The 17733-nt window shown below is 70.2% G+C and carries 12 protein-coding genes; 3 read left to right on the forward strand and 9 right to left on the reverse strand.

What is annotated here, in order from left to right; all coding sequences use genetic code 11:
* Positions 1–298: 298 nt before the first annotated feature.
* Positions 299–3163: a glycoside hydrolase family 3 C-terminal domain-containing protein gene (locus AB0D34_RS19760; RefSeq protein ID WP_362663074.1), complete on the forward strand. Its 2865-nt coding sequence runs from the start codon at positions 299–301 to the stop codon at positions 3161–3163.
* Positions 3164–3260: 97 nt separating this feature from the next.
* Here the strand turns inward: AB0D34_RS19760 and AB0D34_RS19765 are convergent, their stop codons facing one another.
* From AB0D34_RS19765 to AB0D34_RS19775, 3 genes are all read right to left on the reverse strand, one after another.
* The gene (locus AB0D34_RS19765) at positions 3261–4706 is read right to left on the reverse strand and encodes an aldehyde dehydrogenase family protein (protein WP_362663075.1); all 1446 of its coding nucleotides are present in this window, start codon (positions 4704–4706) and stop codon (positions 3261–3263) included.
* Positions 4707–4795: 89 nt separating this feature from the next.
* Positions 4796–6694, reverse strand: a complete 1899-nt coding sequence (locus AB0D34_RS19770) for a PucR family transcriptional regulator (protein ID WP_362663076.1) — start codon at positions 6692–6694, stop codon at positions 4796–4798.
* 103 nt (positions 6695–6797) lie between these two features.
* Complete coding sequence (locus tag AB0D34_RS19775; protein ID WP_362663077.1) at positions 6798–8909, reverse strand: ATP-binding protein; 2112 nt, start codon at positions 8907–8909, stop codon at positions 6798–6800.
* A 253-nt stretch (positions 8910–9162) separates the two neighbouring features.
* On the opposite strand from AB0D34_RS19775, the gene gabT reads away from it, so the two are divergent.
* Both gabT and AB0D34_RS19785 read left to right on the forward strand, forming a co-directional pair.
* Positions 9163–10497, forward strand: a complete 1335-nt coding sequence (gene gabT, locus AB0D34_RS19780) for a 4-aminobutyrate--2-oxoglutarate transaminase (RefSeq protein WP_362663078.1) — start codon at positions 9163–9165, stop codon at positions 10495–10497.
* Positions 10498–10635: 138 nt separating this feature from the next.
* A complete protein-coding gene (locus AB0D34_RS19785) occupies positions 10636–11460 on the forward strand; it encodes a phosphatase PAP2 family protein (RefSeq protein ID WP_362663079.1) in 825 nt (274 codons plus the stop codon).
* A 123-nt stretch (positions 11461–11583) separates the two neighbouring features.
* On the opposite strand, the gene AB0D34_RS19790 is transcribed toward AB0D34_RS19785, so the two are convergent.
* From AB0D34_RS19790 to AB0D34_RS19815, 6 genes are all read right to left on the reverse strand, one after another.
* Entirely contained in the window at positions 11584–12039 is a 456-nt protein-coding gene (locus AB0D34_RS19790) for a hypothetical protein (RefSeq protein ID WP_362663080.1), read from the reverse strand.
* A 120-nt stretch (positions 12040–12159) separates the two neighbouring features.
* The gene (locus AB0D34_RS19795) at positions 12160–13563 is read right to left on the reverse strand and encodes an FAD-dependent oxidoreductase (RefSeq protein WP_362663081.1); all 1404 of its coding nucleotides are present in this window, start codon (positions 13561–13563) and stop codon (positions 12160–12162) included.
* Positions 13564–13568: 5 nt separating this feature from the next.
* Complete coding sequence (locus AB0D34_RS19800) at positions 13569–14369, reverse strand: ABC transporter permease (protein WP_362663082.1); 801 nt, start codon at positions 14367–14369, stop codon at positions 13569–13571.
* Positions 14370–15299 carry an ABC transporter permease gene (locus tag AB0D34_RS19805; RefSeq protein ID WP_362663083.1) on the reverse strand — a complete coding sequence of 310 codons (930 nt, stop codon included), beginning with the start codon at positions 15297–15299 and terminating at the stop codon, positions 14370–14372.
* Positions 15299–16465, reverse strand: a complete 1167-nt coding sequence (locus tag AB0D34_RS19810; RefSeq protein WP_362663084.1) for an ABC transporter ATP-binding protein — start codon at positions 16463–16465, stop codon at positions 15299–15301. Before AB0D34_RS19810 ends, AB0D34_RS19805 begins: the two co-directional genes overlap by 1 nt.
* Complete coding sequence (locus AB0D34_RS19815) at positions 16462–17709, reverse strand: spermidine/putrescine ABC transporter substrate-binding protein (RefSeq protein ID WP_362663085.1); 1248 nt, start codon at positions 17707–17709, stop codon at positions 16462–16464. Before AB0D34_RS19815 ends, AB0D34_RS19810 begins: the two co-directional genes overlap by 4 nt.
* Positions 17710–17733 lie beyond the last annotated feature (24 nt).

Below are 17733 nucleotides of genomic sequence, written 5' to 3' on the forward strand. Positions count from 1 at the left end.
CACCCGGCGGTGGAGCCGTCGGCTGCGGTGTCTTGAGTGGAACTGGCTGAGCTGAAGCGTTACTTCGACGTTGCGACGGAATCCGTAGTCGAAGCGCTTCGATGTTGCTGTGAGGTTAAGTGAACACCCAGGGGTGCACAAGGGTCGATCCCAAGATTCCTCGGAGGTAAGGGAGGTGACCTTTTCTTATGCACCGCTTGAAGTGACGGTGTTGATCTCTTGACACCCGCCCCGGTGTCGAATGAGCATCGAAGCGCTTCGAAAGCATCGAACCGATCCATCACAAGGGGATCCCCACGTGACCGCACACCCGCCGCACACACCGCCATTTCGCGATCCGCACATGCCGTTCGCGAAGCGCATCGACGATCTGCTGTCGCGGCTGACCCTCGACGAGAAGATCGGCTTCCTGCACCAGTTCGCCCCGGCCGTCGAGCGGCTCGGCATCGCGGAGTTCCGCACCGGCCAGGAGGCGCTGCACGGCGTCGCGTGGATGGGCCCGGCGACGGTCTTCCCGCAGGCGGTCGGCCTGGGCGCGACCTGGAACACCGAGCTGGTACGACGCGTCGGCGAGGCGGTGTCCAAGGAGGTCCGGGCGATGCGCGCCCACGACGAGCGCGTCGGCCTCAACGTCTGGGCGCCGACGGTCAATCTGCTCCGGCACCCGCTGTGGGGCCGTAACGAGGAGGGCTACTCGGAGGACCCGAAGCTCACCTCCGCCATCGCCACCGCCTACACCCACGGACTGCGCGGCGACCACCCGACGTACTGGCGCACGGCTCCCGTCCTCAAGCACTGGCTCGCCCACAACAACGAGACGGACCGGGCCACCGCGTCGAGCTCGGTGCGCCCGCGCGTGCTGCACGAGTACGACCTGCGCGCCTTCCGCGAGACCGTCGAGGCGGGCGCGGTGGCGGGTGTGATGCCGGCGTACAACCTGGTCAACGGCCGCCCCAACCACGTCTCGCCGTACCTTCGCGAGCACCTGCGCGCCTGGACCGAGGAGGAGCTGCTGGTCTGCTCGGACGCGGGCGCGCCCTCCAACCTGGTCGACCACGAGCACTACTTCGACACCCACGAGGAGGCCACCGCGGCCTCCCTCAAGGCCGGCGTCGACAGCTTCACCGACCACGGGACGGACAGCTCGCAGATGGTCGGCCGCATCCAACGGGCCTACGACCAGGGCCTGTTGACCGAGGCCGACATCGACACCGCGGTCCGCCGGCAGCTGTCGGTCCGTTTCCGGCTCGGCGAGTTCGACCCGCACCACGACCCGCACGCCGACGCCAAGGACTTCGACACCCCGGCGCACCGGGCGCTCGCCCAGGAGGCCGCCGAGCAGGCGATCGTCCTGCTCAGGAACGACGGTGTGCTGCCGCTCGCCCCGGACACCCGGATCGCCGTGGTCGGCCTGCTCGCCGACGAGTGCAAGCTCGACTGGTACAGCGGCACGCTCATCCACCGCTCCACCCCGCTGGAGGGCCTGTACGAGCGGTTCGGCGCCGAGCGGGTGGAGTTCGCGGAGGGCGTGGACCGGGTCCGTCTGAAGACCTCCGCCGGGACGTTTCTGCATGTCCCGGACGCCGACGGCAGCGCGGACGAGGTGCGCGGCGCCGAGGGCGCCCTGGACCCGGCGCTGCTCGCCGGCCGCACGGACCTGCCCCCGCTGACGACCGACGCGACCGGCACCGAGTTCGCGCTGATCGACTGGGACGAGGGCGTCCTCACGCTCCGCGCGCCCGACGGCCGCTATCTCTCCGTCGCCGAGGACGGCTATCTGCGCGCCTCGGCCGACCAGCCCGGAGGCTGGGTCGTCCAGGAGACCTTCCGCCTGGAACCGCACGGCGACGGTCACCTCCTCAGGCACCTCGGCACGGGCCGCCACGTCACTGTCGCCGCGGACGGAGTGAAGGTTGCCGACGAAAACAACGAGAACCCCGCGAACCCCGAGAACGCGGAAACCCTTGAGCTGATCATCGTCGAACGCGGCGAGGACGCAGTGACCCGGGTCACATCGGAGGCCGATGTCGTCCTGGTCGTCGCGGGCAACGACCCGCACATCAACGGCCGCGAGACCGAGGACCGCGTCTCCCTGCGACTCCCCGCCCACCAGGAGCGCCTGTTGCGCGCGGCCCGCGCCACGAACCCCCGCACGGTCCTGGCCCTGGTCTCCGCCTACCCCTACGCCGTCGACACCTCCGCCCTGGCCGCGACCCTGTGGACAGCTCACGGCGGCCAGGCGGCCGGCACCGCCCTGGCCCGTGTCCTGGCCGGCGACGTCTCCCCCGCGGGCCGCCTCCCGCAGACCTGGTACGAGAGCGACGCCGACCTTCCCGGCCTCCTCGACTACGACGTCATCGGCAGCCGCCAGACCTACCTCTACTTCGAGGGCACACCCCTGTTCCCCTTCGGGCACGGGCTGTCGTACGCCTCCTTCTCGTACGGTGATCTGAACGTGCGGATCGACGACGGGGCGGCGCACGTCTCGTTCACGATCACGAACACCGGCGACGTCACCGCCGACGAGGTCGCCCAGCTCTACACCCGCGCGGTCGACCCGGCGCTCCCCCGCCCGCGCCGCGAACTGGTGGCCCACCGGCGGGTGACCCTCGCCCCGGGCGCCCGCGAGGAACTCACCTTCGAAGTACCCTTGCGCGCCTTCGAGTTCTGGGACGTCACGCAGGGCCGCCCGCGCCTGGAGCCCGGCCCGTACGACCTCCTGGCCGGCGCCTCCAGCGAGGACATCCGGCTGCGCACGACCGTCCTGCTCGACGGCGAGCCCGCCGCACCGCGTCCCGTGCTCCAACGGGGTCTGGAAGGCGCGGACTTCGACGAGCAGAGCGGAGTCGAGATCGTCGACCGGACGAAGACGGCGGGCGACGCAGTGACGGCGGCTCAGGGCCGTACCGGCGAACTCGTCTACCGGGACTGCGACTTCGGAGACGGCGTCACCGAGGTGACGGCCCTGGTCTCCGGCGAGGGTGCGGTCGAGCTGTCACTGGACAGGGGCACGGTGCTCGCCGTACTGGAGGTCGAGGAGTCCGACTCGGGGCCGTACGACTACACCACCCTCGGCGCCGGAATCGTCGCCGAAGGCGTGCACGACGTACACCTCAGGCTGCGCGGCCCGCTGCGGCTCGCGCATGTCGGCTTCTCCGGTTGAGGGTCCGGAGCGGTCGGCACAGAAGAAGGGGCCCGGCACCGGAAGGCATCGGTGCCGGGCCCCTTCGGGGACCTTATATGAAAATGGTTCCCATTAGCTAGAGGGCGAGCCCGGTCAGCACCAGTACCCGCTCGTACGTGTAGTCGTCCATCGCGAACTTCACGCCCTCGCGCCCCACACCGGACTGCTTGGCACCGCCGTACGGCATCTGGTCGGCACGGTAGGAGGGCACGTCACCGATGACGACACCGCCGACCTCGAGGGCGCGGTGAGCGCGGAAGGCGGCCTGGAGGTCATGGGTGAACACGCCTGCCTGGAGGCCGTACTTGGAGTCGTTGACGGCGGCGAAGGCCTCGGCCTCGCCGTCGACCTTCTGCACGGTGAGGACCGGTCCGAAGACCTCCTCGCAGGAGATCGTCGTGTCGGCCGGGACGTCGGTGAGGACGGTCGGCGCGTAGGAGGCGCCGTCGCGGTCGCCGCCGGTGAGCAGGGTGGCGCCCGCCTCGACGGCCTCCTTCACCCACGCCTCTACGCGCACCGCCGCGCCCTCGCTGACCAGGGGACCGACGTCGGTCTTGTCGTCGCTCGGATCGCCGGTGACCTGGGCCTCGACGGCGGCGACGATCCGCGGGAGCAGCCGGTCGTACACCGACGCGTCGGCGATCACCCGCTGCACGGAGATGCAGGACTGGCCGCCCTGGTAGTTGGAGAAGGTCGCGATACGGGTCGCGGCCCAGTCGAGGTCGGCATCGGAGGCGTAGTCGCCGAGCACGACCGCGGCGCCGTTGCCGCCCAGCTCCAGCGTGCAGTGCTTGCGCGGCACCGAGTCCATGATCGCGTAGCCGACCTTCTCGGAGCCGGTGAAGGAGATCACGGGCAGCCGCTCGTCCTGGACGAGGTCGGACATCCGGTCGTTCGGCACGGGCAGGATGCTCCAGGAACCGGCGGGCAGTTCGGTCTCGGCGAGGAGGTCGCCGATGATCAGCCCGGAGAGCGGGGTGGCCGGGGCCGGCTTCAGGATGATCGGCGCGCCGGCCGCGATCGCCGGGGCGATCTTGTGGGCACAGAGGTTCAGCGGGAAGTTGAAGGGCGCGATACCGAGCACGACACCCTTCGGGAAGCGCCGGGTCAGCGCGAGCCGCCCCTGACCGCCGAGGTCGGTGTCGAGGCGCTGGGCCTCGCCGCCGTTGAAGCGCCGGGCCTCTTCCGCGGCGAACCGGAACACGGAGACGGCGCGGCCGACCTCTCCTCGGGCCCACTTGACCGGCTTGCCGTTCTCGGCGGAGATCAGCTGGGCGATCTCCTCGGTGCGCTCGACGAGCCTGCGGCTGACGTGGTCGAGGGCGGCGGCGCGGACGTGGGCGGGGGCGGCGGCGAAGTCCTCGCGGACGGCGTGGGCGGCAGCCACGGCCTCCTCGACCTGCGCGTCGGTCGGCACACTCACCGTGCCGACCAGCCGGCCGTCCCACGGGGAGGTGACATCGAAGGTGTCCTCGCCGGTGACCTGGCGGCCGGCGAGCCAGAAGGCGGTGGTGGAAGTCATGCCCCCACGGTAGGGCCGGGAGGTCGGGATCGAATTTGTCCGGGGTGTAGTAGTGGGAAGGATCGCCACTCCAGCCCGGCCAACGGTCTCTACTCCGTGGACGTGGCCTTCAAGGCCAGCCACAGCTCCATCCGTACGTCCGGATCGTCCAGGGAGCGGCCCAGGATCTCCTCGACCCTGCGCATCCGGTACCGCAGGGTGTGCCGGTGGACGCCGAGGTCGGCAGCCGCGGCATCCCACTGGCCGTGCCTCGACAGCCAGGCCCGCAGCGAGGCGACCAGGTCTCCGCGGCCGGTCGCGTCATGTTCGTACAGGGGCCGCAGCAGCCCGTCCGCGAAGGCCTTCACCGCGTCGTCCGCGAGCAGCGGCAGCACGGAGCCGGAGGCCAGCTGCTCGTGCTCGACGTACAGCCGGCCCCGCCGCCGGGCGACCGACAGCGCCTGTTCGGCCTGCTTGTAGGCGGCGGCAGCGGCGATCGGTCCCACGGGGGCCGAGACTCCGACGACCAGTTCGTCCTCACCCCCGACACTCGGCTGCTCGCGCGGCCGCGCCGCCTCAAGGGCCGCCGTGTACTCCGCACACGCGGCGACGGCGGCCCCACCATCGACCGCCAGCACCACCAGCCGCTCCCCCTCGGGCACCACGAGCACGACCTCCCCGGCCCGTGCCCCGGCCGACTCCACGATCTCGGCGAGCGCCCCGAGCGGATCACCGTGCGCGTCGGCAGCGGCGGACCTGCTCTCCGCGTCAGCGGTGACATTCCGGCCCGACGCGTCCACAGTGAGGGCCCGGCCCGCCGAGTCGGCGCTACCCCTCCCGCCCGGCCCGCCGGCAGCGGCGGACCGACCCTCCGCATCGGCGGTGGAGTTCCGGCTCAGCGCACCGGCGGTGGAGTTCCGACCCGGCGCCCCCACACTCGCGGACCTGCCCAGCGCGCCCGCGGACGGGCCCCGGCCCGTCGGCTCGGTGGACGGTCCCCTGCCCTGCGCCTCGGCGGACGGCCCCCTGCCCGGCGTGTCCGTTGCGATCCTCGCGGCGGACACCGCGACCCGCTCCGCCAGGATCAGCCGGAACGGCGCGTCCAGGAGGCCGCCGTACAGGTCTCCCGCGACCGTGCGCGCATGCTCCGGTTCCCCCGCGAGCAGCATCCGCAGCACCGCCGCCCCGATCCGCTGTTCGGCCTCGTACAGGGAGCGTGACCGCTCGGTCGTGAGGGTGAGCAGCGCGATCGCCGAGTGCACCGCGTACCGCTCCGCCGTCCCCAGCGCCGAGGCCGTCCCGACCGCCAGCGCGGCGCGGGGTCGTCGTCCGGTGCCCAGGGAGTGGAGCTCCACCCGATCCTCGTTCTCCGGCCCACCGACCACGGCGGAGGCGGGCGCGGACCGCTCCCGCAGCCGTTCCACGTCGGCGACGATCCGCGCGGCCCGGCGCCCCGCCCACTCCGGCGCGGTGGCGACGACGGCGCCCGAGGCGTCGTAGAGCGCCGTCCAGCCGTCCACCTGGGAGGCGAGCGCGGCGAGCAGCCCCTCCGGACCGTCGGTCAGGGCCTGCTTGGTCAGTTCGCGCTGGGCGGCGAAGCCCGCGGTGACGGACCGGTACTGGTCGGCCGCGATCGCCGCGGACACGGCCTTGCTGATGGCGAGGAAGGGGGTGCGGCGCGGTACTTCGAGCAGCGGCAGCCCTTCGTCGCGGGCCGCGTCGACGAGGGCCTCGGGGATCTCCTCGTAGTTGACCCCGACGGCGAACCCGAGCCCGACCACGCCCGCCCCGGCCAGCCGCTTCACATACCGGCGCATGGCCTCCGGGTCCTCCGCGTCCAGCTTCAGCGCGGTGATCAGCAGCAGCTCCCCGCCCTCCATGTAGGGGACGGGATCGGCGAGCTCGCTGACATGCGCCCAGCGGACGGGCACGTCCAGCCGGTCCTCCCCCGCGCGCACGGTCAGCTTGAGCGCGGAGTGGTGGACGAGGGAGGCGAGGGTGGGAGGCATGAGGCCCTGAACCTTCACAGAGGTGTGATCTTTTGGCCGCCGTGTATGAACGACCTGTGACGATTCTGCCTCACTGTACGGTCACCGGGTCAGCTCACGCGCGTCATCCCCGCAGATCCACCAGCAACGGCGGCGCGTGCTCCCCCTTCACGCTGGTCAGGGACAGCACCGCGTGCCCCGGCGGCACCCCGTGCGCCAGTTCGGACGCGGACCACCGCTCCCGTTCCACCTGCCGTACGGTCACCGCCCGCGCGGTCGGCGCCTTGCCGGTGATGATCCTGCGGACCGCGTGCAGCACCTTCCCGGCCGGGGTCTCCGCGATGATCTGCCGGTCGGTGACGTCCCGCGCCTCGATCCACTCCTTGCCCCACACCTCGGCGAAGTCCTGCCCGTCCCACGGGGTGAGCCCGGCCAGCGCCATCCGGCACCCGGTGGCCCCGAGCAGGGGACCGCGCAGCGGCCGGGGTACGTCGTCCAGGGAGCGCAGCGTCAGTACGACCCCGGCGTTGCCGGACCGCAGCCGCTGGATGCCCCGCACGGCCTCGGGTGTCACCACGCCCGTGCCGTCGTCCAGCACCAGGCAGGCGAACAGCGACCGGTCCTCGCGCACCGCGACACTCGCCGTGAACTGCGCGAGCACCAGCCGCGCCAGCATCCGCGAGGCGTCGGCGTGCCCGCGCTGGGGGAGGTCGATGCGGACCCGGACGGGGTGGTCGAGGGCCTTCAGTGAGAACGGCCGCGACTGTCCCGACGTGTCGAAGAACCCCGCGAAGGCGGGCCGGTCGAGCAGCGCGACACGGTCCGCGAGGATGCCCCCCACATCTCCCGGCTGCCCCATCTGCCGTTCCCGCGCGTCGAGTTCCCGCAGCAGCGACTCCTGCCGGGAGTCCTCCAACCCCTTGCGCAGCGCGGCCATCGGCCCGGCCGCGCCGTCGAGCAGCTGCCGCAGCTCCGGCACGGAGGGGAAGCGGCCGTGGACCGCCCGGAAGGGGCCGAGAAGCTGGGCGAGCACGGTGGTGGAACGCCGGGTGTCGCCCCCCTGATGAGGCTCGGCGAGATCCCCGACGAGCGCTTCCGCGAGCACGGCGGCGGCCTCGTCCGGATCGGTGGTCCCGCCGTACAGGTCGAGGTCGTACACCGATTCCGGATTCCCGATCTGTACGACGACGTCGTAGGCGTCGGCCGGTCCGAGCCCGGCGCCGGCCGCGCCGACCACCACGACGGCGGCGCGGCCGGCGAGGGCGTGCAGACACAAGGACTCGGCGAGCGGCCGCACGACGGTCCCGGTCTTGCCGGAACCGGCCGGTCCGACGGCGAGCAGCGAGGTCCCGAGCAGCTCGGGCCCGAGTCCCAGTCCGGTCCCCCGGTAGGCGTACGGATTACGAGGGTCGTCGGCGGTGGTCCCCAGCCGCACCTGCCCGGTCAGCAGGTCGTGCCGAGCGAGCCGGGTGGGCAGGTCCCGGTCCCCGGAGGGATGCAGACAGGCGGCGGAGCCCTCCTGGAGCACGGCACCGGTGAACGTGGCAAGGCTGAACCGCCCACTGCGCACGCCCTGCCACGCCCGCGAGATCCGCGCATGATCCACATCCCGCATCAACCCGGCCCTGCCCTCAGCGGCAAGCCGCTCAGCGGCGTCGACGGCTCCGGCGGCGCGGAGCTGGGGCCATTCGGCGGGGTCCTCGGCAGGAGCCGGCGCGGGCTGCCGTTGCGGGGGCTTCCGACGCAGGCGCGGCGCGACGAAGCGACGCCACACCTCACCCCAGCGGCCGAGACGACCGACGACGATCATGATGGCCAGTGCGACGAGCAGCTCGTACCCCTCGTAGAGGATGTAATTGCCGACGTCGCTGCCCCCACCGCGCCAGGAATCAGGGATGAGCAGTTTGAAGGGCAGGAGCCACCAGACTCCGAAATAGCCGTTCTGGAGCAGTGACCAGACGAGCCATCCGACGAGGAACGCGATCAGCGCACCGCTGATCAGCTGGCGGGCGGGAACCTCCTCGGGTTCCTCCTCAGGCCGCGCCCGATGCCCGAACCGCCACACCCCCGGCAGCGTCTCGGGACGAGGCGTCCGCAGCCACGTCAGGAACGTGGAGCTGTCCGGCAGCGGCGGCACGGCGGGGGCCTCCGTGGGCCTCGGTGGCACGGCGGACCGTGCCCGTGGCACAGGATTCGCATGCGTACCCCGCGCGTCCTGCGTCCCGTCGCTGTCCATCGCCACTGCTCCCTGACCAGCCGTTCCGTCCACCGTCAGCGGCCAATCTAACGCGCTCGCAAGGGGAGTTCACCGATTGCGGCGCCGAGGCGTCACACCGCTACGGGAACCGGCTATGTCCACCACGGACAACCCGCCCCGCCGACAACGCCCACATGGAGCATGCCCACCCCTCCTCCCCCGCCCTAGCCTGCGAGAAAAGAACTGGACAGAGTCCGCGACATCTCCGCCCGCAACACCCCAGGAGCCCCTCATGACCGCACTTCCGCAGGAGCGCCGCCTCGTCACCGCCATCCCCGGACCCAAGTCGCAGGAGCTGCAGGCCCGCCGGGTCGCCGCGGTCGCGCAGGGGGTGGGGTCCGTGCTGCCCGTCTTCACGGCGCGCGCGGGCGGCGGGATCATCGAGGACGTCGACGGGAACCGGCTGATCGACTTCGGTTCGGGCATCGCCGTGACGTCCGTCGGCGCCTCCGCCGAGGCCGTCGTACGCCGGGCCTCCGCCCAGCTCGCCGACTTCACCCACACCTGTTTCATGGTCACCCCGTACGAGGGCTACGTGGAGGTCGCCGAGGCCCTCGCCGAGCTCACCCCGGGTGACCACGCGAAGAAGAGCGCCCTGTTCAACTCCGGCGCCGAGGCCGTCGAGAACGCGGTCAAGATCGCCCGCGCGTACACCAAGCGCCAGGCCGTCGTCGTCTTCGACCACGGCTACCACGGCCGCACCAACCTCACCATGGCGCTGACCGCGAAGAACATGCCGTACAAGCACGGCTTCGGACCCTTCGCCCCCGAGGTCTACCGCGTCCCCGTCGCGTACGGCTACCGCTGGCCCACCGGCCCCGAGAACGCCGGCCCCGAGGCCGCCGCCCAGGCCATCGACCAGATCACCAAGCAGGTCGGCCCGGAGAACGTGGCCGCGATCATCATCGAGCCGGTGCTCGGCGAGGGCGGCTTCATCGAGCCGGCCAAGGGTTTCCTGCCGGCGATCAGCCAGTTCGCCCAGGACAACGGCATCGTCTTCGTCGCCGACGAGATCCAGTCCGGCTTCTGCCGGACCGGCCAGTGGTTCGCCTGCGAGGACGAGGGCATCGTCCCGGACCTGATCACCACCGCCAAGGGCATCGCCGGCGGTCTCCCGCTCGCCGCCGTCACCGGCCGCGCCGAGATCATGGACGCCGCGCACGCGGGTGGCCTGGGCGGCACCTACGGCGGCAACCCGGTCGCCTGCGCCGGTGCGCTCGGGTCGATCGAGACCATGAAGCAGCTCGACCTCAACGCACGGGCGAAGGCGATCGAGGCCACGATGAAGGCCCGCCTGAGCGCGATGCAGGACAAGTTCGACGTGATCGGCGACATCCGGGGCCGCGGCGCCATGATCGCCATCGAGCTGGTCAAGGACCGTACGACCAAGGAGCCGGACCCGGAGGCCACCGCCGCCCTCGCCAAGGCCTGCCACCAGGAGGGCCTGCTGGTCCTGACCTGTGGCACCTACGGCAACGTGCTGCGCTTCCTGCCCCCGCTCGTCATCGGCGAGGACCTGCTGAACGAGGGCCTCGACATCATCGAGCAGGCCTTCACCCGCATCTGACGTCACAGGCCTGACACCCCTTGGGATTCCGGGGCTGCGGTGGCGAGCGGCAGAGGGTGTGAAGAAGGTGTGCGAGGTGGCTGTGAGGATGGGATTCTGCCTGTCGTACGCCGTCGCCCTGCCGTAGGTTCTACCCAGATGAGAGATACACCCCGCCCACAGGGGACTGTGGGCGACGCCAGGCCGGGGCCTCCCCAGCTTCGACCTGGTCGTGCCCTCGCGCACACAACTGGAGCCTCCGGCTCCGGATCTCCTCACCGATCGGACAGTCGCCCGCCCCAAACCCCCCGGGGCGGCCGACGATCCGATCTGATCGGCCGCCTCGGAACCACCCCCCCTGTTCCGGGGCGGCCGGCCTTCCTCATCTTCCTTCTCGGAATTCCGGCCCTCCTCTTCGCCCTGATCACCTGGCAGGTCGTCGAGGACGGGCCACTTCTGCGTGTCGACGAACGGGTCAGCCACGCCCTGATCCACCCGGACCGCCCCTCGGCCGGCCTCTCCGACCTGGGCAACATCACGGTCGCGGTCCCGGTCCTGCTCGCGGCGATCCTCTACTCCGCCTGGCGGGCCCGCCGTACTGGTACAGACCGATGGTGGCTGCCGCCCACCGCCGCGGCCGTCCCGATGGCCCTGGTACCGGCCCTGATCGTGCCCCTGAAAGAACTCACCGACCGCCCGGGCACCCCGGTCGTACCACCCGCGACCGGCTACTTCCCCTCGGGCCACACCGCCACGGCCGCCGTCGCCTACGGCGCCGCCACCCTGCTCGTCCTCCCGTGGCTCCGCTCCAGCCGGACCCGCCGCACGCTCGTCATCGGCTACGGCCTTCTCGTCCTCGGCGTCTCCTTCGGCCTGGTCCGCCACGGCTGGCACTGGCCGCTGGACGTGGTGGCCAGCTGGTTCCTCAGCCTGGACCTGCTGCTCGTTCTGTGGCTCTTTCTGGCGCGGCACAGCCGCCGCTGAACCCTGGGCCCACTGGGCGTCGTCGCTGCCGGCGGGGGACGCCCGCAGCGCCGCGCTCCCCCTGTGCGCAGGACTCTCCGATCCGCGTCGGCCGCACGGGCGGCCGACGACGGCAACGTCAGCTCAGCCGTCGCCCTCCGTGGCCAGACCCGCCGCCGCCTCGTGCATCGCCAGTTCGAGCAGGGCCGGATCGACGAGGATTCCGGAGCCGTCCGGCGGCACCAGCCAGCGCACCCCTCCCCCGGCCACCCGGCCCGGGTACGGCACCACGATCCAGGTGCCCGCGCCCGCCGTACGGATGCCGGTACCGAGCCAGCGGGCCGCGGTGCCCGGCGGTACGAAGAACCCCATGCGCGCGTCGCCGAAGTCGACGAGCACCGGTCCGAGCTGGTCGAGGATGCGGGTGAGGACGTCGAGGGTCGGATAGCCGAGCTCGCCCGGCAGGATCAGTACGTCCCAGGCCTTGCCAGCCGGAAGCAGCGCGACCCCGAGGGGGTTGCGTTCCCACTCCCAGCGGCAGGCCTCGGGATCCGGTGCGACGGATGCCAGCCACTCGACCGCCGTCTTCGCCCCAGTCATGACAGGACCTCCCTTTCTCTCATCGACGTTGATCACGTCACGAGAGAGGGGAACGGCTCCTGCCGAGCATTACGCGGGTTCTGACCACCCGTTGGAGTGAATCAGATCACATACGACCGTTCAGCTGTCGAATCCCAGACCGAGCTTGTCCATGGTCCGCAGCCACAGGTTGCGCCGCCCGCCGTGCGAGTCGGCGCGCGCCAGCGACCACTTGGTCAAGGCGATGCCGGTCCACGCGAAGGGCTCAGGCGGGAAGGGCAGCGGCTTCCTGCGGACCATCTCCAGCGAGGTCCGCTCGGTGCTCTCCCCGGCCAGCAGATCGAGCATCACGTCCGCGCCGAACCGGGTCGCGCCGACCCCGAGTCCTGTGTAACCGGCCGCGTACGCCACCCTGCCCTGGTGGGCGGTGCCGTAGAACGCGGAGAACCGCGAGCAGGTGTCGATGGCGCCGCCCCACGCGTGGGTGAAGCGCACCCCCTCCAGCTGCGGGAAGCAGGTGAAGAAGTGCCCGGCGAGCTTGGCGTAGGTCTCCGGCCGGTCGTCGTACTCGGCGCGGACGCGACCGCCGTACGGGTAGACGGCGTCGTAACCGCCCCACAGGATCCGGTTGTCGGCGGAGAGCCGGAAGTAGTGGAACTGGTTCGCCGAGTCCCCGAAGCCCTGCCGGTTCTTCCAGCCGATCGACTTGAGTTGCTCCTCGCTCAGCGGCTCGGTCATCAGCGCGTAGTCGTAGACCGGGACGGTGTACGCCCGCACCCGCTTGACCAGGTTCGGGAAGATGTTGGTGCCGAGCGCGACCTTGCGGGCTTTCACGGAGCCGTACGGGGTGCGTACGGCCATGCCCGCGCCGTACGACTTCAGCTCCAGAGCCAGTGTGTTCTCGTAGACGCGGACGCCGAGCCGCAGGCACGCCCGCTTCAGGCCCCAGACGAGCTTGGCCGGGTTGAGCATGGCCACGCCCCTGCGGTCCCACAGCCCCGCCTCGAAGGTCGGTGAGTCGACCTGTTCCCGCACCGCGTCGGCATCCAGGAAGTCGACGCCGTCGGCGAGGCCCTTGTCCTGGAGCTCCTCGTACCAGTCGCGGAGCTCCCAGGCCTGGTACGTCTCCGTCGCCACGTCGATCTCGCCGGTGCGCTCGAACTCGCAGTCCAGGTCGTGCCGGGCGACCGCCTTCTCGATCTCGTCGAGGTTGCGGGCGCCCAGCTCCTGGAGCTTGTGGATCTCGTCCGGCCAGCGGGTCAGCCCGTTGGGCAGACCGTGGGTGAGGGAGGCGGCGCAGAAGCCGCCGTTGCGACCGGAGGCGGCCCAGCCCACCTCACGGCCTTCCAGCAGGACCACGTCCCGCTGCGGGTCCCGCTCCTTCGCGTTGAGCGCGGTCCACAGCCCGCTGTAGCCACCGCCGACGACCAGCAGGTCACAGGTCTCGGCGCCGGTGAGGGCGGGCTCGGGGTGCGGCCTGCCGGGGTCGTCCAGCCAGTACGGGACCGGCCGGGCCTCGGAAAGTGCCTTTGTCCAACGGCTCATGGCGCTTACGCCTTTTGCTTGTTACGGCGGTTGCTGACGACCATGGAGGCCAGCACCAGCAGAACGGCGACCAGGAACATGGCCGTACCGATGACATTGATCTGAACGGGCGTTCCGCGCTGTGCCGAACCCCAGACGAACATGGGGAAGGTGACGGTCGAGCCCGCGTTGAAATTGGTGATGATGAAATCGTCGAAGGAGAGCGCGAAGGCGAGCAGCGCGCCCGCCGCGATTCCGGGGGCGGCGATCGGCAGGGTGACCCGGAGGAAGGTCTGGAACGGGCCTGCGTAGAGATCCTGGGCGGCCTGCTCCAGCCTCGGGTCCATCGACATCACGCGTGCCTTGACCGCCGTCACGACGAAGCTCAGGCAGAACATGATGTGGGCGATGAGGATCGTCCAGAAGCCCAACTGGGCGCCCATGTTGAGGAACAGGGTGAGCAGCGAGGCGGCCATGACGACCTCGGGCATCGCCATCGGCAGGAAGATCAGCGAGTTCACGGCGCCGCGGGCGCGGAAGCGGTAGCGGACCAGCGCGAAGGCGATCATCGTGCCGAGGACGGTCGCGCCGATCGTCGCCCAGAACGCGATCTGGAGGCTGATCGACAGCGAGCCGCACATGTCGGCGACCCCGCAGGGGTCCTTCCAGGCGTCCGTGGAGAAGTGCTGCCACTCGTAGTTGAAACGCCCCTTCGGTTTGTTGAAGGAGAACACCGTGACGACGACGTTCGGCAGCAGCAGATATCCGAGCGTGATCAGTCCCGCGATGACGACGAGATGGCGCTTGAGCCAGTTGACGAGGGCCATTTAAACCAGATCCTCCGTCCCCGACCTGCGGATGTAGAAGGTGACCATGACGAGAATCGCGGCCATGAGGATGAACGACAGGGCCGCCGCGGTCGGATAGTCCAGAATCCGCAGGAACTGCGTCTGGATGACGTTTCCGACCATGCGGGTGTCCGTGGAGCCGAGGAGGTCCGCGTTGACGTAGTCACCGGCCGCCGGAATGAAGGTCAGCAGGGTCCCTGAGACGACACCCGGCATGGACAGCGGGAAGGTGACCTTGCGGAAGGTGGTGACGGGCTTGGCGTACAGATCGCCGGCCGCCTCGTGCAGCCGTCCGTCGATGCGCTCCAGCGAGGTGTAGAGCGGCAGGATCATGAACGGCAGGAAGTTGTACGTCAGACCGCAGACCACCGCGAGCGGCGTGGCCAGCACCCGGTCGCCCGAGGTCCAGCCGAGCCAGTTGGTGACGTCCAGGACGTGCAGCGTGTTGAGGGCGCCGACGACCGGGCCGCCGTCCGCCAGGATCGTCTTCCAGGCGAGGGTGCGGATCAGGAAGCTGGTGAAGAACGGCGCTATCACCAGGATCATGATCAGGTTCCGCCAGCGTCCCGCGCGGAAGGCGATGAGATACGCCAGCGGATACCCGAGCACCAGACAGAGGATCGTCGCGGCACCGGCGTAGAGGATCGAACGCAGGAACTGCGGCCAGTAGTCGGACAGCGCGTCCCAGTAGGTCGCGAAGTGCCAGGTGACCTTGTATCCCGTCTCCAGGGAGCCCGTCTGCACGGACGTGGAGGCCTGGTAGATCATCGGCAGCGCGAAGAAGACGACCAGCCAGAGGATGCCGGGCAGCAGCAGCCAGTACGGCGTGAAGCGGCCCCTCTTGCGCGGGGGCTTCTTCTCGGGCGCGGTCGGGGAGAGGGGCGGGGGCGCCTCGGTGAGCGTCGCCATCAGACCGTCGCCTCTTCCTGTATGCCGGCGTCGATGTCCTGAGCCGCGTCCAGACCGAAGGTGTGCGCCGGGTTCCAGTGCAGGACGACCTCGGCACCGGGTACCAGCCGGTCGTCGCGGTCGATGTTCTGGGCGTAGACCTCGAACTCCGGACAGACCGGGCTGTCTATGACGTACTGGGTGGAGACGCCGATGAAGGAGGAGTCGGCGATCTTCCCGGTGATCCGGTTGCGGCCCTCGGGGATCTCCCCGGCCTGGTCGGCGTGGGTGAGGGAGATCTTCTCGGGCCGGACGCCGACCAGCACCTTGCCGCCGGTCGTCGTCGGCCCGGCATAGCGCGCCTCGGGCAGTACCAGCTTGCCGACGCCCGCCTTCAGGACGATCTCGCCGCCGCTCTTGGCATCGACCTCGGCCTCGATGAGGTTGGAGGTGCCGAGGAAGTTGGCGACGAAGGTGGTGTTCGGGTTCTCGTACAGGTCGGTGGGCGAGCCGAGCTGCTCGACGCGGCCCGCGTTCATCACGGCGACCGTGTCGGCCATGGTCATGGCCTCCTCCTGGTCGTGCGTGACGTGGACGAAGGTGATGCCGACCTCGGTCTGGATGCGCTTGAGCTCCAGCTGCATCTGGCGGCGCAGCTTGAGGTCGAGGGCGCCGAGCGGCTCGTCGAGGAGCAGCACCTTGGGCGTGTTGATCAGCGCCCGGGCCACGGCGACGCGCTGCTGCTGGCCGCCGGAGAGCTGGTGCGGCTTCTTGCGGGCCTGCTCGCCCAGCTGTACGAGTTCCAGCATGTCCTCGACCTGCTTCTTCACCGACTTGATGCCACGCCGGCGCAGACCGAAGGCGACGTTCTCGAAGATGTCGAGGTGCGGGAAGAGGGCGTACGACTGGAAGACGGTGTTCACCGGCCGCTTGTAGGGAGGCAGCCGGGTGACCTCCTGGTCGCCGAGGTGCACGGTGCCCGTTGTGGGCTCCTCCAGGCCGGCGATCATGCGCAGGGTGGTGGTCTTGCCGCAGCCGGAGGCGCCGAGCAGGGCGAAGAAGGAGCCCTGGGGCACGGTCAGGTCCAGCGGATGCACGGCGGTGAAGCCGTTGTCGTACGTCTTGCTGATGCCGGAGAGGCGGACGTCTCCGCTGGTGTCGGTGTTCTTGTTCGTCACGGTGGTCACGCCCCAGTCAGCTTCGCGAACTTCTCTTCAAAGGCCGTCTCTTCCTTCGAGCTCAGCGAGCGGAAGGGGTGGGACTTCGCGGCCATGGCCTTGTCGGGGATGATCAGCGGGTTGTTCGCCGCATCCGGGTCGATCTTCTCCAGCTCGGGCTTCACACCGTCGACCGGCGACACGTAGTTGATGTACGCGGCGAGCTCGGCGGCCGGCTTCGGCTCGTAGTAGAAGTCGATGAGCCGCTCGGCGTTCGTCTTGTGACGGGCCTTGTTGGGGATCAGCATGTTGTCGGTCGACGTCATGTATCCGCTGTCGGGGATCAGGAAGTCGATGTCGGGGCTGTCCGCCTTCAGCTGTACGACGTCACCGGCCCAGGCGATACAGGCCGCGAAGTCGCCGCTGGTCAGGTCGGAGGTGTAGTCGTTGCCGGTGAAGCGGCGGATCTGGCCCTTGTCGACGGCCTTCTGGAGGCGGGCGATCGCCGCGTCGTAGTCGTCGGCGGTGAAGTTCGCCGGGTCCTTGCCCATGTCGAGCAGGGTCATGCCGATGCTGTCGCGCATCTCCGAGAGGAAGCCGACCCGCCCCTTGAGCTTGGGGTTGTCGAGCATGTCGGAGACCGACTTCACCTCCACGCCGTCCAGGGCCTTCTTGTTGTAGGCGATGACGGTCGAGATGCCCTGCCAGACGTAGCTGTAGGCACGCCCGGGGTCCCAGTCCGGGTCACGGAACTGCGCGGACAGGTTGGCGTACGCGTGCGGCAGGTTGGAGGCGTCCAGTTTCTGGACCCACCCGAGGCGGATCAGCCGGGCGGCGAGCCAGTCGGTGAGGACGATGATGTCCCGCCCGGTGTCCTGCCCCGCCGCGAGCTGCGGCTTGATCTTCCCGAAGAACTCGACGTTGTCGTTGATGTCCTCGGTGTACTTGACCGTGATGCCGGTCCGCTTCTTGAACTGGTCGAGCGTGGGGTGGTGCTTCTCGCTCTCGTCCACGTCGATGTACTCGGTCCAGTTGGAGAAGTTGACGGTCTTCTCCTTGGCCGAGTGGTCCTCCGCGGACACACCGCCCCGGGTGTTGCCGGCCGCGGGGATGCCGCAGGCGCTCAGCGTGCCGAGGCCGCCGACCGCGAGCGCGCCGCCCGCGGAGGCACGCAACAGGGACCGCCGTGTCATGGCGGCCCGGCCGTTCTTGAAGCTGCGCCGCATGGCGGCCACTTGGGCCGGGGACAGGCGGTCGGGCTCGTACTGCTCCATGCGCTGGTGCCCTTTCGGGAAGGT

Origin of the sequence: Streptomyces sp. NPDC048420 (assembly GCF_040651535.1) — a bacterium.
Taxonomy (GTDB): Bacteria; Actinomycetota; Actinomycetes; order Streptomycetales; family Streptomycetaceae; genus Streptomyces.